This is a genomic window from Bordetella genomosp. 9 (assembly GCF_002261425.1).
In the GTDB taxonomy this organism is placed as follows: Bacteria; Pseudomonadota; Gammaproteobacteria; order Burkholderiales; family Burkholderiaceae_B; genus Bordetella_C.
Window position 1 is genome coordinate 977,953 of the sequence record NZ_NEVJ01000002.1, and the last position, 22,170, is coordinate 1,000,122.

A 22,170-nucleotide genomic window follows, 5' to 3' on the forward strand; every position below is an offset into this window, starting at 1 on the left:
CAATATGCAGATCACACGCAGGGAGTGGATGCTGGCCACTAGCGCCTTTGGCGCGGCGCTGGCCCTGGCGCCGAAGCGCCTGCTGGCCGCCGAGCTCAAGCCGGTGCGCTTCGGTATCGGCCAGAAGGCGATGGCGCCGAACGTCATCAATTGCGTCATCGGTGAAGTACTCGGCTTCAACAAGGAAGAAGGACTGACGATCCGGCCGCAGGCGCTGGGCGGGAATTCCAACGTGCAGGTGGCGGTGGACCGCGGCGATGTCGATATCGGCATCGGGGTGCCGTCCTTCGGCCTGCCGCTGTTGGCGAAGGGGGAATGGAACACCTCGATGAATTACTACGAGTACACCTATCCGTACAAGTGGGACATCGTCGTCAAGCCGGGCTCCGACATCAAGTCTTATCAGGACCTGAAGGGCAAGAAGATAGGCGTGTCGGATTTCGCGGCCACCGATTATCCGGTCACCAAGAACGTGCTGAAGAGCCTGGGCATCGACCCGGAGAAGGATGTGAAGTTCGTCGCGGTCGGCAATGGCGTGCCGGCGGGGGTGGCCCTGGAACGCGGCGCGATCGACGCGCTGTCCTATTACGACACCGGGTTCGGCCAGATCGAGGCAGCCGGTATCGCGATCACCTTCCTGCCGCGTCCGGACAAGCTGCCCATGGTGGGCGGCCAGTTCCTGATGGCCCGCAAGGAGACGTTCAATTCGCAGCGCGACATGCTGGTCGGCTATGGGCGGTCGGTCTGCAAGGCGTCGCAGTTCATCCTGGCCGATCCGGACGCGGGCGCTCGCGCGTTTCTGGCCATGTATCCGGAAGCGGCGCCGCGCGGGAGCGGCAAGGCCGAGGCCGTGAAATCGATCCTGAACGCGATCAGCCGGCGGATCAAGCTGTACAACCCGCCTTATCCGAACACGAAGATGGGCGCGATCAACGAGACGGAGTTCCAGCAGGAGGCCGAGCTCAATCAGCTGAACATCAAGGACTTCAAGACTTTCTATACGAATTCCTTGATCGACGACATCAACAAGTTCGACGTGGCCAAGATCCAGGCCATGGCGAAGTCGTACCAGGGTTGAGATGGCGTCTATCGCGGACGATAGGACGCGCCGTGGCGCCGGCGATGTCCTGGCAGGGCATCAGGACGTCGACGAGATCCTGGGGTTGAGGGGAAAGGCCGTGCTGGTCACCGGCGCCGCCTCCGGCCTGGGCGCCGCCACGGCGCGCGCCTTTGCTGAAGTCGGCGCGCGTGTCATGCTGGCCGATATCTCGCCAGACCTGGACGCGCAGGCGGCCCGGCTGTCCGCCGACGGATACGACGTTAGCGCGGCCGTGCTGGATGTCTCCAGCGAAGCCGATTGGCTGGCCGTGGCGGATCAGGTGCGATCCCGTTATGGGCGGCTCGATGTGCTGGTGAACAATGCGGGCATCATCGTGCGGGGCGGCCTGGCGACGCCGCTGGATCGCTGGAACCAGGTGCTGGCGGTCAACGTGACCGGCGCTTTCCTGGGCATGCGCACCATGGCGCCGCTGATGCCGGACGGGGGCGGCAGCGCGATCGTCAATGTGTCGTCCACGGCAGGCCTGATCGCGCATACCGATGCGTCATACACCACCAGCAAATGGGCCTTGCGCGGGCTGACCAAGGCGGCCTCTCTGGAGCTCGTGGCGCGCGGCATCCGGGTCAACTCCGTCCATCCCGCCACGATCGCCACCGCCCTGACCGACGCCGCGCCGCCCGGTCATATCGAAGCCAACCGCCACGCGATTCCGATGGGACGCGAGGCCAGCCCAAGGGAAGTCGCGCAGACCATCGTGTTCCTGGCATCGCGGCAGGCCTCTTTCATGACCGGCGCCGAACTGGCGGTGGATGGCGGGCTGAGTACGTCGGGTGTCGCGTGGATGCGGCGGGCGTTTCAGCAGGCGTGGACGTCGTAATACAAATGGCCGCAAGCTCGGCGACTGTCCCGTAGCAGCGGAACAAGCGCGCTGATCTCCGTTACAGAGCGCGCCTGACCCGGACGTTGTCCCGGGCAGGTGAGTGCAGCGAACACTGAAACGGAGTTGAGATGCGCGTCCTGTGTAGAAAAGACATTCTCGCTTTGGCCTTGTTGAGCACGGCCGCGCCGTGGGGCGCGATGGCCGGCGGTGATGAAATCAGTACGGAGTATCCCAGGCGGCCCGTCACGCTGGTGGTGGGGTATCCACCGGGAGGTACGCCGGACACACTCGTGCGTGTTCTCGCCGATTACCTGGAAAGGGAGTTGGGACAGCGATTGCTTGTTGACTACAAGCCCGGTGCGGCGGGCAATATCGGCGCGCAATCCGTGGCGCGGTCAATGCCGGACGGGTACACGATATTCCTCAGCGCCCGGCCGAATACGACGCACAGCGTCATGTACGCAAAGATGGATTATGACTTCGCGCGTGACCTGGTTCCCATCGGCCTGGTCGCGACGGCACCGTATGTGATGGTGGTCAGCGCGGATGCGCCCATCGCCTCCGTGCGTGACCTTGTGCAGCTGGCCAGGGCTTACCCAGGTGCCATGACATGCGCGTCGAGCGGGATAGGATCGACGCCGCATTTGCTCTGCGAGCTGCTGCAGCAGGAAACGGACACGGCCATGCTGCATATTCCCTATCAGGGATCGGCGCAGGCGTTGAAGGACGTAGCCGCTGGCAGGGTGGATATGCAGGTCACCAACGTATCGGGTACCTTGGCCCAGATCCAGGCCGGGAAGCTCAGGCCGATCGCCGTCATGTCGGGTACGCGGGTGAGCACGTTGCCCGACGTTCCGACCATCGCCGAAGCGGGTTTTCCCAGCCTGACTTCCGGCGCGTGGTTCGGCCTGATGGCGCCGAAGGGTACGCCTTCGTCTGCGATCCAGAAACTCAACCAATCGATCAATGTGGCGATGATGCATCCCGGTCTACGTGCGGCGATGGCGCAGTTGATCTACGATCTGCCACCGCAACCCAACACGCCTTCGGCGTTCGAGGAATGGATCTCGCAGGAAACCGAGCAGTGGACGGCAGTGCTTCGGGCGCGGAATATCAAGCCATTGCATTGAAACGGCTTCCTTCCACCGTCAGGGGTGATGGCTGGCTCGGACGTTCGCGCGCTGGCTGGCCATGGGCGGGCGCCTGTGGCCTTCGCCGTTACATCGCATTGAATCGCAGGAACAGACGTTTCTTTTCCGGTGGCGGCACGGTGGAGATCAGGACGAGGTCCTTGATGAAGCTCCGTATGCCCGGGTTTCCCAGATCGCCGTGGCTGGCGATCAGTCTTTTGTCGACATTGATGACGAGATAGGGGTTGCGGCCTGCCGAGTTCTCCGTTCTTTCCAGGACCACGTCTCGAAAGGAAATCTTGCTGCCGGGGGAGTCCCCCGTCCAGCCTTCGGCGGCGGATACGGTGTCACGCAGCCTTGAGGCGTCCATCATCGATTCGGCTCTTAGTTCGCGGTTGGCCGGGTCCGGCTTGCGCTCGGGGCGGTCGGGGCGGGGGTAGAGCCTGTGGGTCCGATACGGAAGGAAATGCCCGACGCTGGTGATGATCGCTTCGCTTTCATTGATCGATTCGAGTTGCCCGGTGGTCGCATTCCAGCGGGTCATCGTTCGCGTGTTTTCGAAGAGCGTCGACACCCGGCGGCCCATAGGGAAGAGGATGCCGGTCGCGGAATCGGCTTCGGAAGTCATCACGGCCATCAGCGGTGCCTGGTCACGGGCGTAGTGGGCGTGCTCGGCGGATATGTCGCTCAGCGACGAGAATAACTGGGCTTCGAAGGCTGGGTTGATCAGCACCACCAGGCTGCCGAAGCCCTGGACCTGGATCTCGTCATCGTCGCCTGGCTCAGGTTCGGTCGGCGGCCGGGCCGGCCCGCCATATTGCACCGGAGGGCCGCCGGTCCGGACGAAGCGCGACACCATGATCTGGGAAAGGGCGGTGTGGACGATCAAGCCGCCAAAGCTGTGGCCGATGATGACCAGACGCGTCGCGCTATCTTGTCCGACGCGATCGTCCTTTTCCCGCTTGACCTGCTCCAGGCGGGTCAGTACTTCCGTGACGTCGCCGTGGCCTATCGTCGCGGCGGTATTCTTCCTGTCCCAGAATGTCAGGTATTGCAGGCCGGGAGGCGTGAGAGACATGCCTCTCCACGCCACATAGACCCCTACCACGCGCCTGGGCGCGCGTTCGCTATCGGCCAGGGCGTGTTCGTCTGCGACGAGCCCGTCCAATAGCACCCGGAACGTCTTGAGGTTTTCATCGTCCGGTTTGTCGTCGTGCCGCCAGCCATGCACGAACACCACCATGAGCACGTCGCGCTGCGCCGCTTCAGTCCGTAAGCGGCCGACGACGTCGTTCATCTGGTTGCGGCAGTACAAGTGGCCTTGGTCGTCGAGCTCGACAAAGCCGAGCACGTAGCTGTCCTGGGCGGAGGACGCCGCGACGGTTTCGATGGGCGACGCCGACGCGGGACGACTCAGGGGAGCCTGACTGCAGTCGGCGGCGTAGCGCCGGGGACTGTTGGCGGTGCAGGCGGCCAGCAGCGACGCGATGATGAGCAACAGGGCGAGACGGGTGCAGCGATGGGTGACCATGTACACATCTCCTCGATTCCCGTGGCAGGCTATGCGTTCGTAGCCGGGACGCGCTGATTTTTCGCCGCCGCCCGCCGGGTAGCATGAGTATGCCGGTTTCCCGCCGTATAGGTTTTCCCAATAATCATTAATCTAAAAATACTATGATTTGCCGAGGCTGCTTGTTACCGTCTCATCACGCCGGCGCAACCCGCACAGACCGGGATGTGATCGCGTCGTTAACTCAAGGACCAAGAAAATGACTCTCAAAACCGAACGGCAGGCGCTCGTGAAGGAGACCATGGCTGAGCTCCAAGGCATCCTGGGAGACGGCCAGCCCGACCGCGCCACGCTGGAAAAAGTCAGCCGGCGCCTGCAAACGCTGGCGCAGCGGGCGGAGCTCTTTCCGGTGGAAGAATTCCCGGCGCCCACCGAGGAATCCGGCGCGACGTCCTCGCGCTACCTGCTGGGGCAGGAATCCGAAGAGGGCATGACGCTCTACCTGAACGTCATCATCCCGGGCAAGGACACCAAGCCGCACGACCACGGCACCTGGGCGGTGATCGTCGCCGTCAGCGGCGAAGAGCTGAACCGCATCTACCAGCGCGTGGACGACGGCAGCAATCCCGAGCAGGCCCGCCTGGAAAAGGTGCGCGAATACGTGGTGAAGCCCGGATCGCCGATCAACTTCTTGCCCAGGGACATCCACAGCATTCATGTGGACGGCAACCAGACGGTGCGGCACTTTCACCTGTATGGCCAGCCGTTGGAAACCCTGACGGACCGGCTGGGCTACGACCTGGAGACCGGCAAGGTGTCGAACTACAACAAGAACTTCATGCGGCCCACCGTCGGCCGCGACGCCTGACATCCGACCCGCCATGACGGGCGTCCGGGGCCGGGCGCATCCGAGGCGTTAGATATCCCGGGCGAGCCGCATCACGGTGACCCCTGGCTTCAACTGCAGCAGCGAGGGCATGATCAGCGTGCAGCGGTCGTAGGGCGTCACGACCGGTACGCCGTCCGTCCAACAGAGCACCGTGCCGCGATCCGGCAAGGTGTCCAGGCACTGCCAGGGCCGTTCGAAGCGGAAATCCATGGATTGCGCGACGACGGCGTCGGTGACTTGCAGCACCCGCTGGGCCGGCGGATCGGGCATCCGCCATCCTGCGGGAATGTCGTCCTCGTCGACGATGCCGGACGCCGCGAGCATGCGCGCCACCATGTCTTTCGCGACATCGCGCGAGGCAAGGTCGCCATGGAAGCCGCATTCGATCAGCAACGCGCAGGCGTCCTCACGCGTGGCGTCGCCGAACCGCGCGTAGTCGCGCATGCGCACGCCGTCCTTGTGGCCGGCGTCGACGATGACGTGCGCCGGCGCCTTCAGCGCTCCCGCCAGCGCGATGTTGCGCGGCAGGATACCGGTCAGCAGGAGCGGCGCGCTCGGTTCGTGCATCGAATGCAGGTCCAGCAGCCAGTCGGCGCGTTCGACCCAGGGACGCAGGACCGCCGCGCGTCGGCAATCGGCGGTCTGCGGGCGATCCAGGCGATCGGCGTGCCACACCCTGTTCATGTCTTCTTCCACGAAGCGCGAGGCGTCGTGGCGGTCGGGATCGAAACGATCGAAGGCTTCAAGATTGCAGAACGCCAGGATCAGGCTGCCGCGCCGTGGCCGCAAGCCGGAGGCGAGCAGGTCCTTGAGCGCCCAGGCGCCGCAGAGTTCATTGCCGTGCAGCAGGGCCGACACCATGAGCGCGCGGCCCGGCCGGCCCGAATCGAAATGCCATACGCCCGCCGTTCCGGTGTTGCCGACGCGTTCGCGCGTCAGGTCGGGAATGGGTAGTCGGAAATCCATGGAACTGTCCTTCTGGCGGCGGCGGCCGGGCTGCGCGGAGCGATGCGCAGCCCGGCGCCACGGGTGCTATGGGTTGCTTTCTGGCGCTACGGTGCGCTATTGGGCCTCGATGTGCGCGGCCTTTACCAGCGCGCCGTACTTGGTGGTTTCCGCGGCCTGATAGGCCGCGAGATCCACGTCAGCCTGCGCCACTTCGGCGCCGGCGTCGCGCATCCTGGCCTGGAACGAGCCGGACTGCAGCGTGTCTTTCAAAGCGGCGCGCAGCTTGGCCACCACCGGCTGCGGCAACCCCGCCGGACCGTACAGGCCAAACCAGACGTTGACGTCGACGGACTCGAAACCCGGCGTGGCGGCGAGCGGCGCAATCTCCGGCGCGGTCGCCGAAGGCCTGGTCTCGGTCAGGCCCACGGCGGCGATCTTGCCGGCGCGCACTTGGGGCAGGGCGGACGACAGGACCAGGATCCCGAAATCCAGCTGCCCGCTCATCAGGTCGGTCACCATGGGCGACACGCCGCGGTACGGCACATGTCCGACCTCCGTATGGGTGGACTGGTTGATCATCTCGCCCGCGAGGTGCAAGGCCGTGCCCACCCCCGACGATCCGAAGTTGTAGGTGCCGGGCGCCGCGCTTTTCACCTTGCGCAAATAGTCGGCGGCGGTCTTGACGCCGGATTTGGCGCTGGCGGCCAGCACCATCGGCTGTGAAGCGACCAGGCCCACCGGGGTGAAGTCGGTCGCGCCGTCGTATTGCACCGAAGTATTGATCATGCGGGCGATGACCATCTCGTTGGTGGCGCCCAGAAGCAGCGTATAGCCGTCCGGTGCGGCGCGCGCCACCCGCTGGGCGCCTATCGTGCCGCCGGCGCCGCCCAGGTTTTCGACGACGACCGATTGGCCCAGCCGCTTCGCCAGCTCCTCGCCCAGCAGCCGTGCGGTCAGGTCGACGCTGCCGCCGGCGGGATAGCCCACGACCAGAGAGAGGGTGCGTGCAGGGTATTCCGCGGCAAAGGCGATGGGGGATGCGGCGAGCGCGGCGGCCGCGCACAGGCAGGCGAGTGTGTTGCGCAAGGCGTGCGCGATGTAGGGCCGGCAGCGGCGCCGGCGTGCGATGACGTTCATTGGTCTTCTCCCTTGAGACAGGTTGGGCGGCTGCGCCGCCTCTTGGAAACAAGGGCTATTGTCGGGTCCGATCGTAAGCCGGCCGTGCCGAAACGGCACCGAGCCGTGCTGTTTAGATCAGGGCATTCGCACCAAGAGCGGCCCTGGAGGACTCAGGAAAAACGGCGGGTGGTCGCCGCCCAGGCCGCCTCGGCAAGCTCGGACATGCGGGCCCTTGGCCGATACAGGCGGACTTCGAAGGCGACCTCGTCGCCGCGGCCGCCCAGCGCGGTCAGCGCGCCGCGCCGGCAATCGGCGACCACCAGGGACCAGGGCAGCCAGGCCACGCCCAGGATGCGCGCCATCGCCAGCCCGCCGGCGTAGTCGATCAGCGGCGTGGGCGGGCCGCCTTCGCGCAGGGTATGGCGCGCGTTGCCGCGCAGGTCCACCTGCGACACCGGCACGAGCTTGTCGGTCGCGAAAGTCATGTAGCGGTAGCGCTGCGGACTGAGCGACACGGACATGGCGGGATGCTCATAGCAGCACAGCATGTCCACCTTGCCCTGTTCCAACCGGGTGCCGACGTCCTCCATCCGGCCCGTCGATATATCGACCCGCGTCCCCACGGCAAGCACCTTGGGGGCGCGATGGCGCAGGCGCGCGATCCAGTCGGTGACCAGCGTCCTGGCCAGGCTCCGCCCGGCGGCGATGCGCAATACCGCGTCGCCGCCCGCGCGCGAGCCGCGCATGCGCTCGCGCGCCGCGCTCATGTTTTCGACCACCTGCACGGCCGTCTTCAGCAGCGCTTCGCCTTCCGGGGTCAGCGTCGCGGGCTGCTGTCCCCGGTGGATCAGGGGCGTGCCCGCCCAGGCCTCGAGCGCCCGGATACGGCGCCCAAAGGCGGGATGGGTGACGTGCCGGGCCTCCGCGGCCCTGACGAAGCTACCGGTGCGCGCCAGCGCGATCAGGTCTTCCAGGAGTTTCAGGTCCGGCATCGGAGGCGATAGTTTTCCCAGTCAGGACAAGGCCCGCCGCAACAGCGCCAAGGTATGCTGGTTCGCTTGCTCGGCGGATTCGGGTTCGTAGGGCGGTTGGCCCGCGCGGGCGAATCCATGCCCAGCCTTGGGATATACCAGAATCTCCAGATCCTGGCCATCGCGCTTGCGCTCGCGCATCTGGTCGGCATAGCGCACCGGCACGCGCTGGTCCAGGGCGCCGAAGTGAAAGGCCGCCGCGCCCTTGATGGCGGGCGTCTCGTCGAAATAGTCGTCCAGGTCGATGCTGTAGTAGCCGATGGCGGCGTCCGGCGTGTCGCGCGCGGCGGTCAGGAAGGCGATCTTCCCGCCCAGGCAGTAGCCGATCAGCCCGACCCGGCCATTGCTGGCCGGATGGCGCCGGATGTGTTCCATGCAGCTGACCGTATCCTGCACGGCGGCGTCGAAGTCCATCCTGGCGTACAGCGCGCGGCACACCTGCTGCGATGCCGGCGTGTACTCCAGGTAGGTCCCCGGGGCCTGGCGCCAGTACAGGTCGGGCGCCAGCACCAGGAAGCCGGCGTCGGCGTATTGTTGCGCGGTCGCGCGCGCCCAGTCGTTGACGTTGTAGGCTTCGGCCAGGAAGATCACGGCCCCGTGCGAGCCCGCTGTCCAGTTCTCCGGTTCGACCTGCCATCCTTGGAAGGTCCCGCCGTCCCGCGCGGGAATATCGATGAAGCTTGCCATGCGTAATGTTCCTTCTGGCGTGTGCCGTTATCGCGTCGAAGCCGGCATCGTGAATGTATAGCCGTCCCGCTCCAATTGGGCGAGCAGTCCTTTTTCCCAGTTCAGGTAGCGCTGCATGGCTTCCTTGTTGCCTCTGCGCCGGTCGTGCATCCAATACAGGGTATCGATGCGGGCTTCCTGCGGCAGCGCTTCTTCGTCCTTGCTGGCGATGGCATGGCCGGCATCCTGCCACGCCTGGGTGCCGCCGCGGACCACCTTGACCTGCCTGTCCGGGTCGGACGCGAGCTCCCGCAGATCCATGGCGGCGAGTTCGGCGGCGCGGCCATCCCGGGAAAACAGGACCAGCGCGCGACCCTGCCGCAGCAGTTCCGCGACGGTGTCCAGTGCGGCGCGGCTGGCCCACAGCGCGCCCGCCGGGTGAGCCTGCAGGTAATCGGCGCTGCGATCGAAACTGATCGCGATGGCGCCCTGGCGCATGGCCGCGTACGCTTCGCGCGGGTCGATGCGCGCGGCGTCCGTGCCCGCCCCGATCGCGTGGCCGTCGGGCCTTTCCACCGGTTCCACCGTGACGCGGGCGGCTTCGTCGGCGCTCTTCGCGCCGGCGTTGGCCAGTGCCTGGGCGGCGGTGTCGGGCTCGCTGGCCTGGCCGGCGCCGGCTTCGTAGACCAGGGTGTACGCGTCCCAGTTCATGCAGCGCAGCCAGTGGCAGACCACGGCCGAGCGGGTGCCGTCCGTGTCTATCACGACGATCCGCGCGCCCAGCGTGCCCAGCCATCGATCGGTGGCCTGCAGGAGCTGACCGCCGGGCGCATGGCGCGCGCCTTCGTAATGGCCGGCGTGGTATTCCTCGGCGGTGCGCACGTCGAGCAGCAAGGTCGTGCGATCGGGATCGGCGAGCCATTGCCGGACGGTAGAGTGGTCCAGCTGCGTGATGTGATGTTCGCGGCGGATTCGCGCGGCCCGCTCGTCGGCGCGCCGCCGGTTTTCCGGCGTGGGCGATTCGTATCCCTGCAGCAGGCCGGCTTCCAGCGGCAGCCCGGCCAGCTTCCAGCCGTGGTTGCCGTCGGCGAGCGCGACCACGCGATTGGGCACGCCGGCATTGATGAGCGATTGGGCGCCGATGATCCCGCGCGTGCGGCCGCCGCATGCCACCACCACCATGGTGTCGGGCGAGGGGACCAGGTCGTCGAAGCGATAGATCAGCTCGGCGCTTGGGCAACTGACCGCGCGCGGCACGTGGTTGGCCGCGTGCTCGTTGACGGTGCGGGGATCCAGCACGCGGATGTCCGCCTGCCGATCCAGCAGCGCCGCCAGTTCTTCCGGGCCGATGCTGGGCGTGTGGAAGTGGTGCTCCACCCATTCGCCGAAGGCCTTGCTGGCCACGTAGGTGCCCTGGAAGATCTGGTGTCCGGCCTGTTCCCAGGCGGCGATGCCGCCGTCCAGGACGGAGACGTCGGTGTAGCCCATGGTCCGCAGGCGGCGCGCGGCGCGCGCGGCGATCCCGCCGCCGTGGTCCACCACGACCACGCGGCATGTCTTGCGCGGCACCAGGGTGGGCGCCTGCAGCTCGAGCAGGCTGTAGGGGATATTCACCGCCAGCAGCATGTGCCCCATGCCGAATTGGCCTTCTTCGCTGACGTCCACCACGGCCAGTTCATGGCCGTCGCTCAACATCGCTTTAAGCTCGGCCGCGGACACGGACGGGGCGCGCGGCGGTTCCTGTTCGGGAGGGGAGAGGGGCATGCTGGAATAGTCCTCGATGGTCATGGTTCGGTCTGGATGTGGGAAGCCTTGATGACCTTGGCCCACATCGCCTGCTGTTCCCGCAGGTAATGGGCGAAGTCCGCCGGCGTACCGCCCGCCGGCTCGACGCCGATCTGCGACAGCGATTCGCGGACGTCGGGTTCGCGCAGGATTTCATCGACGGCGGTATTGAGCAGGCGCACGATGGCATCGGGCGTGTCCTTCGGCGCCATCAGCCCGTACCAGGACGGCGCGTCGAAGTTGTCCAGGCCGGCTTCCGTGAACGTGGGGACGTCGGGCAGTTCCTTCAGGCGGTGGGCGCCGGATACCGCAATCGCGCGTAGCTTGCCGGCCTTGATCATCGGTACCACGGACGAAGCCGTGTTGAAGATCATCTGCACCTGGCCGCCAATCAGGTCGGTCACCATCTGCGAGCTGCCGCGATACGGGATGTGCGCCATCTCCAGTCCCGTGCGCAGCTTGAACAGCTCGCCGGCCAGGTGGACGGAGGTGCCCACGCCGCCCGACGCGAAATTGATCTTGCCGGGGTGCTTGCGCACATAGTCCATCAGCGTAGGAAGATCGGTGGGCGGGAATTGCGGAGAGGTGACCAGGATCACGGGCGTATCGCCGATGTGCGCCACCGGCGCCAGGTCGCGCAGCGGCGCATAGGGCAGGTTGGGCATCAGGGATGGGTTGATCGACAGGGTGACCTGGCCCAGCAGGAGTTTCTGCCCGTCCGGCGCGGCGCGTATGACATACTCGTTGGCGGGGTTGGTCGAGCCGCCGGGTTTGTTTTCGACGATGAAGCTCTGGTGCAGCTTCGCGCCCAGCCTGGCGCTGATCAGGCGCGCGACGCTGTCGCTGCCGCCGCCGGGGCTGAATGGGACCACCACGCTGACGGGGCCGCTGGGATAGCCGCCCGCCACCGCCGTGCCGCCGGCCGCGCAGAGCAGGGCCGGCACGGCCAGCATGGCGCGCAGGGTGGTACGCACCGTTGCATGCGACGCGGCATGCAGGGTGGCCAGGGTATGGCGAACGATACGTTGCACGATGAGTCTTCCTCCGTGTTCCAGGACTCGAGTCCTTTTTATTGTCCGGGGCATCCTAGCATCGGCATAATGGTTTTAAATAATATGCATTTATGAAATAAAATCAGGAAAACTTATAAGACGGTGGGAGACGATGAACATCCAGCAGCTTCGGTACATCTGCGAAGTGTCCAGGCACGCGCTCAAGATCTCGAAGGCCGCCGAGGTCCTGCATACCTCGCAGCCCAACATCAGCACGCAGATCAAGCTGCTGGAAGACGAGCTCGGGCTGACGATCTTCCAGCGGCAGCGCCGCCGGCTGGTGGGCGTCACGCCCGACGGCCAGAAGGTCATCGAGCGCGCCCAGCGCATCCTGACCGAAGTCAACGAGATCAAGGCCATCGGCGGGGAACAGCAGCTGGACAACAGCGGGACGCTGGTCATCGCCGCCAGCCATACGCAGGCCAGGTTCAGGCTGCCCGCCGTGCTGCAGCGATTCCGCGAGGGCTATCCGGACGTGCATATCAGCATCCGCCCCGAAAGCGGCCGCGCGATCCAGGACGCGCTGGTGGCGGGGTCGGCCGACATCGGGATACTGAGCCAGTGCAATGACGGCGGCGCCGACCTGGTGTACATCCCCTTCCAGACCTACCAGCGCATCCTGCTGGTGAACACCGGCCACCCGCTGCTGCGCAAGCGCAAGGTCGGCCTGCAGGACATCGTGCAGCATCCCATCGTGCTGTATGAGCCTTCACAGACGGCGGAAACCTTGATGCGCACCCTGGCGCAGATTCCGCCGCCGGGCCCGGCGCTGCTGCGGGCCACCAATGCCGATGTGGTCAAGGCCTATGTGGAGCATGGGCTGGGCGTGGCGGTGGTGCCCGACCTGGTGTTCGATCCGGCGCGCGATCCCGGGCTGAAGGCCATCGCCGTGAGCCACATCTTTCCGTCCAGCACGACGTATGTGGCGGTCAGCCGCAAGCATCATCTGCGGCGATATGCCTATTCGTTCATGGAAACGCTGGCGCCGCAGGTGACGCGCGACGTCGTGGAACGCGCGCTGGCCGCGCGCCGGCCCCGGCGCTGAACGGCCGGCCGGGAGCCATCCGCCATGCCGGCCGCGTGACGTCATCGGCCGGCCGCGAGCGTAGGCGCCGCGGCGTGGCGCGCCCTGCCGGCTAGCCGGCGGCGGCCACCCGCCGCATGCACGCCGCCAGGCCGCCGGGCTGGCCGAAGCGCGACAGCGTATCGAACAAGGCACGGGACTGCTCCGCGGTGAACCTGTCCTGGACCAGTTCGAAGAACTTGCGCTCCAGGGGTTCCCATCCCATCGGATTTTCGATGCTGCCGAACGCGTGGGCCACCGACTCGCTGAATTCGCCGCCATCGTCATCGACCACCACCAGCCGCGCGGAGGTCCGCGTCGCGCTTTCGTCGGGGAATAGCTCGACGCGGGCGGCCAGGGCCTGCAAGGCGGCATCGGCAATCCGCGCATCGCCGAAATCCTTCATGGTGCAGGCGTGTCCGCTCAGTCCCAGTGCGATGCAGAAGCGCAGGCTGAATTTCGCTTCGGTGGGCGTGTGTGCGCTGTCGCGCCCCGCGATCCTGATGGCGAGCGGATGGGTGTATGCCTGGATGCGGCGTATATGCCCGGGCGCGACGCGGCTGGATAGCGCGCGAGCCGCGTCGATGGCGCCGTGCGTCAGCTGGCAGGACGCATAGGGCTTGAAACTGTTCCTGGCCACTTCCCAGGGCGGATCGAGCAGATCCCGCGCCATAGGATCCAGCGTCAGCTCGCGATCCTGCAGCATGGTCTGCAGCAGCCCGTCGGACCCGTCCAGGATGTCGAGCGGTCCCTGCACGGCGGCCTCGGCCAGATCCGCCGCCAGCACCGCGTCGGCTGCCGCCCGCCCGGCGTTCAGCGGTTTCGCCATCGTTCCGAACGAGCGGGTGTATCCGGTCGCCTGCGACGCCGCCAGGGCTATCGCGTGCGCGGCCTTGACGCGGTCGAAGCCGCGCGCGTGCGATATCGCGGTGGCCGCGGCGATACGCCCCAGGGTCGGCGTGGCGTGCCAGCCCTGGCGCGTCAGCCGTTCGCCCAGGCCGTGGCTGCCCAGGCGGGTGCCGGCCTGGAATCCGATCACGAAGGCCGCGAGCAGGCGGTCTTCCGGTATGCGATGGACTTCTCCCACGGCGAGCAGGGCGGCCCAGATGGGGCCGCTGCCATGCAGGATCGACGGCACATGGGTGTCGTCGAAATCGAGGATGTGCGACAGCATGCCATTGCCCAGCGCGGCGTCGGCGGCGCTGGTTTGCCCGCCGGTCAGCAAGGTGGCCGCGTCGCCGCGCGGCGCTTGCCGTGCCTGCAAGGCGCGGGCCACCGCCGCCGCTTCCGCCAGGTTCGCCGCGCCAGTGCCGACGGCGAACCAGTCGACCAGGCATTGCCGGGCCTGGTCCAGCGCCGTGGCGGGGATGCGCGCGGGATCCGTGTCGGCGGCGAACGCGGCGAACTTCTCGATGAGCGTCATGGAAGTCATTGATTCACCGAAATGCCCGCGGTCTTGATGATGGGCTCCCAGAAATCCCGATAGGCACGCACGTTCTTGCCGAATTGCGCGGTCGTCGAATAGAGCGGCTCCGCGCCATTCTGCCGCAGGAAGGACTGGAACTCCGGATCGTTGACGATTTTCCCGATCTCGGCATTCAAGCGCTGCGTGATGTCGGACGGCATTCCCGCGGGTCCGAGGACGCCGGCCCAGACGGTGACGTCGCCTTGCTTGACGCCCAGGTCCAGGAGCGTGGGGACGTCGGGCAGGACCGTCGAGCGCGTGGCCCCGGTGGTCGCCAGGGCGCGCAGCTTGCCCGCGCGGATCAGCGGCAGCGCCGACGGCAGCGTGGCGAACATGGCGTCGACGTGGCCGCCCGCGACGTCGGCCATGGCGGGGCCGCCGCCCTTGTAATGCACATTGATGATGTTCAGGCCTTCCGATTTGCGGAAGACTTCGGCCGTCAGGTGGTTGGTGCTGCCGGCGCCGGACGAGGCGAACGCCAGCGTCCCGGGCTTGGCGCGCGCACGCTTGACCAGCTGCGCAAAGTCTTCCTGATTGGACTGCGGCGTGACGAGCACGGCCGGAAAGTCGACGACCTGCGCGATGGGCGTGAACGATTGGTAGGTGTCGTACGGCAGGTTCTGGTAGAGCACAGGGCAGACGGCGATCTCATTGGCCGTCGCGAACAGCAGGGTGTAGCCGTCGGGCGCCGAGTTCGCCACGTGGGCCGTGCCTATGGTGCCGGAGGCGCCGCCGCGGTTTTCGACGATGACGGATTGCTTGAGCGCGGCCCCCAGCCTGGTGGCCAGCGGACGGGCGACCAGGTCGGCCAGGCCGCCGGGCGGGAAGGGGACGACCAGCGTGATCGGCTTGGCCGGGTAATCGCCCGCAGCACCCGCAGCGCCCGGCGCCGTTTGCGGGGCCGGGGCGCTGGCGCCGGCATTCGCGGCGTATGCATGCGCGGCGAAGGCGGTCGCGCACAGCGCCGATGTGATGGCCCAAGCCACTTTGACGGCTAGCTTCATGTTGTCTCCACGGGGTATGTTTTTTGAATATCCACCGCATGGAAAAATAGCAAACCGGCCGCGAAAGGGATAATAATTGTTTATTAAAGAATATAGCCCAGGCTTATAAGCGTTTATAGGGGCTCTTCAGGGTTGGTAGATGCGCGTCACGCGTTTGACGTTGCTGAGTATCTCGTAGGCGATCGTGCCGGCCGCCCTGGCGACCTCCGACACGGGCACCCGCGGGCCCCATAGTTCGACGCGGCTGCCGATGCGTGCCTGTGGATGGTCGGTCAGGTCCACCGTCAGCATGTCCATGGAGACACGCCCGATGAGCTTGCCGGGCCGGCCATCGATGGCGACCGGCGTGCCGTTGGGCGCATTGCGCGGATACCCGTCGGCATAGCCCATCGCGACCAGGCCGACGCGCGTGGGACGTTCGGTGATGAACGTCGCGCCATAGCCCACGGGTTCTCCCGCCGCCAGTTCCCGCACGCCGAAGATCTCGCTGTGCAGGGTCATGACGGGACGCAAGGTGGCGCCGGATGCGGGCAGCGGATCCGCGCCATAGAGCATGATGCCCGCGCGGCCCCAGTCGTGCCGCGCATCGGGCCAGGCCATCAGGCCCGCGGAATTGCACAGGCTGCGAGGCCCGGGCAGGCCGGCCGTGGCGCTGTCGAAGCTTTGCGTCTGGGTCGCGGTCATGTCGCTGTGCGGCTCGTCGGCGCGCGCGAAATGCGTCATCAGCGTGACCTGCGAGATGGCGGGAATGGCCTGCAGGGCCTGGTGGGCGGCCCTGACTTCGGCGCCGATGAAACCGGCGCGGTGCATGCCGGAGTCGACCTTCAGCCAGGCATGGATGCCGGCATCGCTCGCGCGCGGTGGCGCGTCGCCCTGGCAAGGCGTCGGTCGGAGAGGCGTCGCGGCCTCGGCGAGCCAGGCGATCTGGTCCTGGCGGTGCACGGCCAGCCACAAGCCATGATGCAAAGCCGTCTGCGTTTCCCTGGCATCGAAAGCGCCTTCCAGTACCAGGATGGGGGCGTCGACACCCGCCTGGCGCAGGGCCAGCGCTTCGTCCGTGAACGCGACGGCGTAGCCATCGGCCAGCCCCGCGAGCGCCCGCGCGCATGCCGCCGCCCCGTGACCGTAGGCGTCGGCCTTTAGTACCGCGAGGACGCGTCCGCCATGCATACGCCTGGCGACGGCGTAGTTGCCACGCAGGGCATCCAGGTCGATGCTCGCATAGGCGGGCCTGCTCATGACGCGTACCTGGCGTACTCCAGTCCTTCCATGGAGATCTCCGGTTCGCGACCGCAGATCAGGTCGCTGACGACGCGCGCCGAGCCGCAGGCCATGGTCCAGCCCAGCGTGCCATGGCCCGTGTTCAGATAGAGATCACGGTAGCGGGTGCGGCCGACGATGGGCGTGCCGTCCGGCGTCATGGGACGCAGGCCGGTCCAGAACTCCGCGCGCGGCAGGTCGCCGGCGCCGGGGTAGAGGTCTTCCAGCACCATGGTCAAGGTTTCCTGCCGGCGCGGGTTCAGGCGCAGGTCGTAGCCGGCGAGTTCGGCCATGCCGCCCACGCGGATGCGCTGGCCCAGCCGCGTCACGGCGATCTTGTAGCTCTCGTCCAGCAGCGTCGACGTCGGGGCCACGGCGGCGTCGGCGATGGGCACGGTGATGGAATAGCCCTTGACCGGATACACCGGAAGATCCAGGCGCAGCGGCGCCGCCAGGGCGCGCGACAGGCTGCCGAAGGCCAGCACGGTGCGATCCGCGGCGATCAGTTCGCCGCCGGCGCGCACGCCGGTGACGCGATCGCCTTCCGTGACCAGGCGGTCGACCTGCGTCGAGAAGCGGAATTGCACGCCTTGCCTGGCCGCCAGGGCCGCGAGTTCGCGGGTGAACAGATGGCAGTCGCCGGTCTCGTCGTTCGGCAGGCGCAGGCCGCCGGCCAGCGCGCAGCGGGCATGGGCAAGCGCGGGCTCGGCGCGCGCGACCTCGGCGCCGGGCAGCAGTTCGTAGGGGATGCCCGCTTCCTGCAGCACGGTGATATCGCGCTGCGCCGCCTCGAACTGGGCGGGATCGCGGAACAGCTGCAGCAGGCCCAGGCTGCGGCCTTCGTATTCGATGTGGGTGTCGTCGCGCAGCGCCTGCAGGCAGTGGCGGCTGTACTCGGCCACGCGCAGCATGCGGGACTTGTTGATCGCGTAGTTCGCCGCGTTGCAATTGGCCAGCAGCTTGCCCAGCCAGCGCAGCTGGAACAGGCTGCCGTCGCAGCGCATGGCCAGCGGCGCGTGCCGTTGGAACATCCATTTGATCGCTTTCAGCGGGATGCCCGGCGCCGCCCAGGGCGTCGAGTAGCCGGGCGACACCTGCCCGGCATTGGCATAGCTGGTTTCCAGCGCGACACCCGGCTGGCGCTCCAGCACGGTGACGCGCGCGCCGGCGCGCGCCAGGTAATACGCGGTGGTCGTGCCGATGACACCGCCGCCCAATACGACCACATGCATGGCCGATGCCCCTTGTTGTATAGTGAAAATTCGATTCTATCTAGGGAACCGCAGGGTTTTTCACTATATTCAACGGGCCGAGCAGTGGTTTTAACTATGCCATGCCCGTGTTGGCCAACCGGAACAGGGAAGAATGCGCGCGCTCGACCGTACCGACTACAAGATCCTCGACGTCCTGCAGAAGGATGGCCGCATCGCCATCACCGAACTGGCCGGCAAGGTCAACCTTTCCGCCACGCCCTGCGCCGAACGTGTCCGGCGGCTGGAGCGGGAGGGCTACATCCTGGGCTATCACGCACGGCTGAACCCGCGCGCGCTGGGGCGCGAGCTGCTGGTGTTCCTGGAGATCAAGCTCTCGGCGAAATCCGGCGATGTCTTCGACAAGGTGCGGGCGGAGTTGCTGAAGGTGCCGGAGGTGCTGGAATGCCATCTGGTGTCGGGCGAATTCGACTACCTGGTGAAGGCGCGCCTGAGCGCCATGAGCGCATATCGCCGGCTGCTGGGCGACCTGCTCAAGCGCCTGCCGGCGTCGGCGTCGTCGCACAGCTATGTGGTGATGGAGGAGGTCAAGGAGACGCTGGAGCTGGTGCTGCCGTAAGGCGGCGCCGGCGCTGTGGCGCTTGAACGCGACGGGCGCCACGCAGCGGTCGATCAGACGGCCCTGCCGGTCCAGTACGCCGGCATCGCCGAGCAATCGCGGTTGCCCTGGCCATCGGCCACGGCCTCGTCGAAGGCCGATAGCGCGGCCCTGGCCACGGGCAAGGGCACCCGCCGCGATTCGGCTTCGGCCAGCATCAGCAGCAAGTCCTTGCGCATCGCATTGATCTGGAAGGTCGGCTCCTGGTCCGGGGATCCGGCCAACGCCCCGGCCACCGCCGCCGACTTGGACTTCAGTACGGCGGGCGCGGCGGCCGTGTCGCCGAACAGGTCCATCAGCCACGCGGGATCCTTGCCCAGTCCCTGTATCAGCGACAAGGCTTCGCCCAGCGATTGCCAGAACGCCAGCAGCGGCAGGTTCACCGCGAGCTTGGCGATGGCGCCGGCACCGATCGGCCCGAGGTGTTCGACGCGCCGGCATACCCGGCGCAACACCGGCAGCGCGCGCTCGACATCGGCGGCGCTGCCGCCGGCCAGGCCGAGCAGCTGGCCGGCGCGCGCCGGGTCCCTGCTGCCGCTCACCGGGCATTCGGCGAACGCGGCCCCCGCCTTGCCGGCTTCGACGGCGAGCGCCCGCTGGGTGGCGGGCGCCACGGTGCTCATCTCGATGAAGAGCTTGCCGTGGCCGCCCGTAAACAGGCCCGAGCCGCCGGTATAGACGGCCTTTACCGCGTGGTCGTCGAACAGGCTGGAGATCACCACGTCGCAATGCTTCGCGAGTTCGGCGGGCGACGCGTGGCCGGGGTAGGGCGCGGCGGCCCGCCTTTCGGGCTTCCTGTCCCATATCGAGACCGCGGCGCCGGTATCCGCCAAGCGTGCGGCCAGCGCCGATCCCATCGTCCCGTATCCCGCTATTCCGATCTTCATTGCTGCTGTCCTCCGTCGCGTGCGCCTGGCCTCAGATCACCTGGCCGCCAGAGACTTCGATGCGCTGTGCCGTCACCCAGCGGTTGTCCTCGGACAGCAGGCTGGCGATCATCGGACCGATGTCGTCCGGCATGCCCACCCGGCCCAGCGCGGTCATGTTGGCGAACTGCGCGTTCAGGTCCGGCATGTCGCGCACGGCGCCGCCCAGGAAGTCGGTTTCTATCGCGCCCGGCGCGACGGTGTTGACCGCGATGCCGCGGCTGCCCAGCTCCTTGGCCATGTAGACCGTCAGGATCTCGATCGCGCCCTTGGCGGCGGAATAGGCCGAGAAACCGGGATAGGAGATGCGCGTCAGGCCGGACGAGTAATTGACGATCCGGCCGCCGTCGGCCAGGACGGGAAGCAGCGCCTGCGTCAGGAAGAAAACGCCCTTGACGTGGACGTTGAACAATCCGTCGAACTGTTCTTCCGTGGTGTCGGCGAATGCCGCCATTGCGCCGTGTCCGGCGTTGTTGACGAGATGGTCGAAGGTGTCGCGGGACCATTGCCGCGCGAGCACGCCGCGCAGGGTGTCGGCGAAGGCCTTGAAGCTCGATACGTCGGCGACATCCAGGCGCAGCGCCGCCGCCTTGCGGCCCATGGCCCGGATCTGGTCGACGACGGCCTGCGCTTCCGCTTCGCCGCTGCGATAGGTCACGATGACGTCGCCGCCATGGCGGGCGATGCTCAAGGCCGCATTGCGGCCCAGGCCCCGGCTGGCGCCGGTGATGAGGGCTATCTTGTTCATGTGTTTCTCCAATTCGGTTGTCGAGGGTGGTAATGGCGCCGGGTGCTCACGCATCCAGGGCCGTGACGATGGCGGCCGCGAATGCCGGGATGTCGGCGGGCATGCGGCTGGTGATGAGCCGTCCGTCGACCACCACCGGCTCGTCGACGACCGTGGCGCCCGCGTTGGACATGTCGCGGCGCAGGGAATACCAGCCGGTCGCGCGCCGGCCTTGCAGGACATCGGCTTCCACCAGCATCCACGGGGCGTGGCAGATGGCGGCGACGGTCTTGTCCTCGTCGATAAAGCGCTTGACGATCTCCACGGCGGCTGGAACCATCCGCAGCGTGTCGGGATTGCTCAGTCCGCCGGGGAGCACCAGCGCGTCGTAGTCGTCGACGGTCACGTCCTCCAGCAGATGGTCGGGCGTGATGGCTCGCGTTGAATCCTTCGAGGCGCCCGCCTGCTCGTCCCACACGACGCCGGTGATGGGGGTGCGGCTGGGTGAGGCGAGCGAGACCTTGGCGCCCGCGTCCAGCAGGGCCTGCCTGACGTCGAATAGTTCGGATTCTTCGTAGCCGTGGGTCGCCATCATCAGGACACGGCGGGACTGGATCGGTTTCATGGGGATTTCCTTGTCGGCTTGGTGTTCGGGTCGGTGATGCGTAATCTATCGGCCAGCCGCGCACATGAAAAAGACTTTGTTTATCTGCCACCGATACATGCGGAGTATGGGGACCCATGGAACTGCGTCATCTACGCTATTTCGTCGCCGTCGCCGAAGAGGGCAACGTCACGACGGCCGCCTTGCGGCGCCTGCATACGGCGCAGCCTTCGCTCAGCCGGCAGCTGAAGGACCTGGAAGAGGAGGTCGGCGCCGATCTGTTGATCCGGAATGCCCGGGGCGTCGAACTCACGCCCGCCGGTGTGGCCTTCCTGGAGCAGGCGCGGCTGGCCTTGAGCCACGCCGCCGAGGCCGTGGCGGCAGCGCGGCGCGCGGCGCGACCGCCCAAAGAAAGCTTCACCGTGGGTTTTCTTACGGGGCAGGAAGTCGATTGGCTGCCCGGCATCACCGAGGTGCTGCGCGACGAGCTGCCCAAGCTGGAATTCAAGGTGACCAGCCTGCAATCGCCCGCGCTGGCCGATGCCTTGCAGCGCGGAGAGGTCGATGCCGGCATTTTGCGCGTGGAGCCCAGGCCGGACCTGCGCTATGAGGTCGTGGCCCAGGAGCCCTTGCTGGTGATCATGCCCAGCGGACATCGCCTGGCCAGCCAGGGTGAGATCGATCCCAGCGATCTGGCCGGCGAAACTTTCATCGGCTATTCCGACGTGCCGCACGTGCTGCGCGACGCGGTCGCCGCCTACCTGGCCAAGCATGGAGTGGCGATCCATCCGCGCTACAAGCTGGACGACTACGGCACGGGCCTGACGCTGGTGACCTCCACCGGGGGAATTACCTTGCTGCCCGCGTATGTGGAACCGCTGCTGCCATGGTCCGTGGTCGGCAGGCGGTTGAAGGGCGTGCAGCCGACGATAGACATTGCGCTCGGCTATCGCGCCGACAATTCGTCGCCGGCGCTGGGGACGCTGCTGGCCAACCTTACACAGTTGAAGGTATGGGGGCCCAGGGGCGCGCGACGGAAGTAGGCAGGTAAACGCCCTCGTACATCCATAGCCGCGACTGGCCGGCCATCAGGCTTGGAATTGCCCGGAAATCATCGAGCTGGAACCGGGGTCTCATGGACAAATAGGGAATTTTGGGTAAAATGGCCTAAATTCCGTATGG

General features: G+C 66.8%; 21 protein-coding genes and 1 pseudogene. 7 read left to right on the plus strand and 15 right to left on the minus strand.

Annotation, left to right across the window (positions count from 1 at the left end):
- Positions 1–4 precede the first annotated feature (4 nt).
- The 3 genes from CAL26_RS10670 to CAL26_RS10680 all read left to right on the plus strand — a co-directional run bounded on the left by CAL26_RS10670 (position 5) and on the right by CAL26_RS10680 (position 3,070).
- Positions 5–1,078, plus strand: a complete 1,074-nt coding sequence (locus tag CAL26_RS10670) for an ABC transporter substrate-binding protein (RefSeq protein ID WP_094846826.1) — start codon at positions 5–7, stop codon at positions 1,076–1,078.
- A 1-nt stretch (position 1,079) separates the two neighbouring features.
- Positions 1,080–1,937, plus strand: coding sequence for an SDR family NAD(P)-dependent oxidoreductase (locus CAL26_RS10675; RefSeq protein WP_218831528.1), 858 nt, complete (start codon positions 1,080–1,082; stop codon positions 1,935–1,937).
- A gap of 131 nt (positions 1,938–2,068) precedes the next feature.
- The gene (locus CAL26_RS10680; RefSeq protein WP_094846827.1) at positions 2,069–3,070 is read left to right on the plus strand and encodes a Bug family tripartite tricarboxylate transporter substrate binding protein; all 1,002 of its coding nucleotides are present in this window, start codon (positions 2,069–2,071) and stop codon (positions 3,068–3,070) included.
- Positions 3,071–3,158: 88 nt separating this feature from the next.
- Here the strand turns inward: CAL26_RS10680 and CAL26_RS10685 are convergent, their stop codons facing one another.
- Positions 3,159–4,601 (minus strand): alpha/beta fold hydrolase, encoded by a 1,443-nt coding sequence (locus CAL26_RS10685; RefSeq protein ID WP_094846828.1) that lies wholly within the window; start codon positions 4,599–4,601, stop codon positions 3,159–3,161.
- Positions 4,602–4,839: 238 nt separating this feature from the next.
- Between CAL26_RS10685 and CAL26_RS10690 the strand changes: the two genes are divergently transcribed.
- A complete protein-coding gene (locus tag CAL26_RS10690; RefSeq protein WP_094846829.1) occupies positions 4,840–5,448 on the plus strand; it encodes a cysteine dioxygenase family protein in 609 nt (202 codons plus the stop codon).
- Between the two features lie 48 nt (positions 5,449–5,496).
- Here the strand turns inward: CAL26_RS10690 and CAL26_RS10695 are convergent, their stop codons facing one another.
- The 6 genes from CAL26_RS10695 to CAL26_RS10720 form a co-directional block, all read right to left on the minus strand.
- Complete coding sequence (locus CAL26_RS10695; protein ID WP_094846830.1) at positions 5,497–6,435, minus strand: succinylglutamate desuccinylase/aspartoacylase domain-containing protein; 939 nt, start codon at positions 6,433–6,435, stop codon at positions 5,497–5,499.
- Positions 6,436–6,531: 96 nt separating this feature from the next.
- A complete protein-coding gene (locus tag CAL26_RS10700; protein WP_094846831.1) occupies positions 6,532–7,554 on the minus strand; it encodes a Bug family tripartite tricarboxylate transporter substrate binding protein in 1,023 nt (340 codons plus the stop codon).
- 152 nt (positions 7,555–7,706) lie between these two features.
- A complete protein-coding gene (locus tag CAL26_RS10705) occupies positions 7,707–8,528 on the minus strand; it encodes a LysR family transcriptional regulator (RefSeq protein WP_094846832.1) in 822 nt (273 codons plus the stop codon).
- Between the two features lie 21 nt (positions 8,529–8,549).
- Positions 8,550–9,254 carry a dienelactone hydrolase family protein gene (locus tag CAL26_RS10710; RefSeq protein WP_094846833.1) on the minus strand — a complete coding sequence of 235 codons (705 nt, stop codon included), beginning with the start codon at positions 9,252–9,254 and terminating at the stop codon, positions 8,550–8,552.
- 27 nt (positions 9,255–9,281) lie between these two features.
- Positions 9,282–10,997 carry a rhodanese-like domain-containing protein gene (locus CAL26_RS10715; RefSeq protein WP_179283321.1) on the minus strand — a complete coding sequence of 572 codons (1,716 nt, stop codon included), beginning with the start codon at positions 10,995–10,997 and terminating at the stop codon, positions 9,282–9,284.
- A 20-nt stretch (positions 10,998–11,017) separates the two neighbouring features.
- Positions 11,018–12,049 carry a Bug family tripartite tricarboxylate transporter substrate binding protein gene (locus CAL26_RS10720; protein WP_256988300.1) on the minus strand — a complete coding sequence of 344 codons (1,032 nt, stop codon included), beginning with the start codon at positions 12,047–12,049 and terminating at the stop codon, positions 11,018–11,020.
- Between the two features lie 133 nt (positions 12,050–12,182).
- Here CAL26_RS10720 and CAL26_RS10725 point away from each other — a divergent pair, with 133 nt between their 5' ends.
- Positions 12,183–13,115 (plus strand): LysR substrate-binding domain-containing protein, encoded by a 933-nt coding sequence (locus CAL26_RS10725; RefSeq protein WP_094846835.1) that lies wholly within the window; start codon positions 12,183–12,185, stop codon positions 13,113–13,115.
- A 91-nt stretch (positions 13,116–13,206) separates the two neighbouring features.
- Here CAL26_RS10725 and CAL26_RS10730 read toward each other — a convergent pair whose 3' ends face one another.
- The 4 genes from CAL26_RS10730 to CAL26_RS10745 all read right to left on the minus strand — a co-directional run bounded on the left by CAL26_RS10730 (position 13,207) and on the right by CAL26_RS10745 (position 18,115).
- Positions 13,207–14,565: an MmgE/PrpD family protein gene (locus CAL26_RS10730; protein WP_094846836.1), complete on the minus strand. Its 1,359-nt coding sequence runs from the start codon at positions 14,563–14,565 to the stop codon at positions 13,207–13,209.
- Positions 14,562–15,602 carry a Bug family tripartite tricarboxylate transporter substrate binding protein gene (locus CAL26_RS10735; RefSeq protein WP_094846837.1) on the minus strand — a complete coding sequence of 347 codons (1,041 nt, stop codon included), beginning with the start codon at positions 15,600–15,602 and terminating at the stop codon, positions 14,562–14,564. Before CAL26_RS10735 ends, CAL26_RS10730 begins: the two co-directional genes overlap by 4 nt.
- A 126-nt stretch (positions 15,603–15,728) precedes the next feature.
- Positions 15,729–16,841, minus strand: a complete 1,113-nt coding sequence (gene alr, locus CAL26_RS10740; protein WP_094846838.1) for an alanine racemase — start codon at positions 16,839–16,841, stop codon at positions 15,729–15,731.
- The gene (locus tag CAL26_RS10745; protein WP_373454470.1) at positions 16,838–18,115 is read right to left on the minus strand and encodes a D-amino acid dehydrogenase; all 1,278 of its coding nucleotides are present in this window, start codon (positions 18,113–18,115) and stop codon (positions 16,838–16,840) included. Before CAL26_RS10745 ends, alr begins: the two co-directional genes overlap by 4 nt.
- 112 nt (positions 18,116–18,227) lie before the next feature.
- On the opposite strand from CAL26_RS10745, the gene CAL26_RS10750 reads away from it, so the two are divergent.
- Positions 18,228–18,692, plus strand: a complete 465-nt coding sequence (locus tag CAL26_RS10750) for a winged helix-turn-helix transcriptional regulator (protein ID WP_094846840.1) — start codon at positions 18,228–18,230, stop codon at positions 18,690–18,692.
- A 53-nt stretch (positions 18,693–18,745) separates the two neighbouring features.
- Here the strand turns inward: CAL26_RS10750 and CAL26_RS28615 are convergent, their stop codons facing one another.
- The 4 genes and pseudogenes from CAL26_RS28615 to CAL26_RS10765 form a co-directional block, all read right to left on the minus strand.
- Positions 18,746–19,186, minus strand: coding sequence for an NAD-binding protein (locus CAL26_RS28615; protein ID WP_256988338.1), 441 nt, complete (start codon positions 19,184–19,186; stop codon positions 18,746–18,748).
- Positions 19,160–19,630 (minus strand): annotated as a pseudogene (locus CAL26_RS28620) (NAD(P)-dependent oxidoreductase); the annotation flags it as partial. The gene CAL26_RS28615 and the pseudogene CAL26_RS28620, both read right to left, overlap by 27 nt.
- A 19-nt stretch (positions 19,631–19,649) precedes the next feature.
- Positions 19,650–20,405, minus strand: a complete 756-nt coding sequence (locus CAL26_RS10760) for an SDR family NAD(P)-dependent oxidoreductase (protein WP_094846842.1) — start codon at positions 20,403–20,405, stop codon at positions 19,650–19,652.
- Between the two features lie 46 nt (positions 20,406–20,451).
- Positions 20,452–21,009 (minus strand): type 1 glutamine amidotransferase domain-containing protein, encoded by a 558-nt coding sequence (locus CAL26_RS10765; protein ID WP_094846843.1) that lies wholly within the window; start codon positions 21,007–21,009, stop codon positions 20,452–20,454.
- Between the two features lie 116 nt (positions 21,010–21,125).
- Here CAL26_RS10765 and CAL26_RS10770 point away from each other — a divergent pair, with 116 nt between their 5' ends.
- Entirely contained in the window at positions 21,126–22,031 is a 906-nt protein-coding gene (locus tag CAL26_RS10770) for a LysR substrate-binding domain-containing protein (protein WP_094846844.1), read from the plus strand.
- Positions 22,032–22,170: the final 139 nt, after the last annotated feature.

Excerpts from the sequence above, each read along its gene's own strand:
- CAL26_RS10670 (WP_094846826.1), top strand. The coding sequence starts at position 5 with ATGCAGATCACACGCAGGGAGTGGATGCTGGCCACTAGCGCCTTTGGC.
- CAL26_RS10675 (WP_218831528.1), top strand. The coding sequence starts at position 1,080 with ATGGCGTCTATCGCGGACGATAGGACGCGCCGTGGCGCCGGCGATGTC.
- CAL26_RS10680 (WP_094846827.1), top strand. The coding sequence starts at position 2,069 with ATGCGCGTCCTGTGTAGAAAAGACATTCTCGCTTTGGCCTTGTTGAGC.
- CAL26_RS10685 (WP_094846828.1), bottom strand. The coding sequence starts at position 4,601 with ATGGTCACCCATCGCTGCACCCGTCTCGCCCTGTTGCTCATCATCGCG.
- CAL26_RS10690 (WP_094846829.1), top strand. The coding sequence starts at position 4,840 with ATGACTCTCAAAACCGAACGGCAGGCGCTCGTGAAGGAGACCATGGCT.
- CAL26_RS10695 (WP_094846830.1), bottom strand. The coding sequence starts at position 6,435 with ATGGATTTCCGACTACCCATTCCCGACCTGACGCGCGAACGCGTCGGC.
- CAL26_RS10700 (WP_094846831.1), bottom strand. The coding sequence starts at position 7,554 with ATGAACGTCATCGCACGCCGGCGCCGCTGCCGGCCCTACATCGCGCAC.
- CAL26_RS10705 (WP_094846832.1), bottom strand. The coding sequence starts at position 8,528 with ATGCCGGACCTGAAACTCCTGGAAGACCTGATCGCGCTGGCGCGCACC.
- CAL26_RS10710 (WP_094846833.1), bottom strand. The coding sequence starts at position 9,254 with ATGGCAAGCTTCATCGATATTCCCGCGCGGGACGGCGGGACCTTCCAA.
- CAL26_RS10715 (WP_179283321.1), bottom strand. The coding sequence starts at position 10,997 with ATGCCCCTCTCCCCTCCCGAACAGGAACCGCCGCGCGCCCCGTCCGTG.
- CAL26_RS10725 (WP_094846835.1), top strand. The coding sequence starts at position 12,183 with ATGAACATCCAGCAGCTTCGGTACATCTGCGAAGTGTCCAGGCACGCG.
- CAL26_RS10730 (WP_094846836.1), bottom strand. The coding sequence starts at position 14,565 with ATGACTTCCATGACGCTCATCGAGAAGTTCGCCGCGTTCGCCGCCGAC.
- CAL26_RS10735 (WP_094846837.1), bottom strand. The coding sequence starts at position 15,602 with ATGAAGCTAGCCGTCAAAGTGGCTTGGGCCATCACATCGGCGCTGTGC.
- alr (WP_094846838.1), bottom strand. The coding sequence starts at position 16,841 with ATGAGCAGGCCCGCCTATGCGAGCATCGACCTGGATGCCCTGCGTGGC.
- CAL26_RS10750 (WP_094846840.1), top strand. The coding sequence starts at position 18,228 with ATGCGCGCGCTCGACCGTACCGACTACAAGATCCTCGACGTCCTGCAG.
- CAL26_RS10760 (WP_094846842.1), bottom strand. The coding sequence starts at position 20,405 with ATGAACAAGATAGCCCTCATCACCGGCGCCAGCCGGGGCCTGGGCCGC.
- CAL26_RS10765 (WP_094846843.1), bottom strand. The coding sequence starts at position 21,009 with ATGAAACCGATCCAGTCCCGCCGTGTCCTGATGATGGCGACCCACGGC.
- CAL26_RS10770 (WP_094846844.1), top strand. The coding sequence starts at position 21,126 with ATGGAACTGCGTCATCTACGCTATTTCGTCGCCGTCGCCGAAGAGGGC.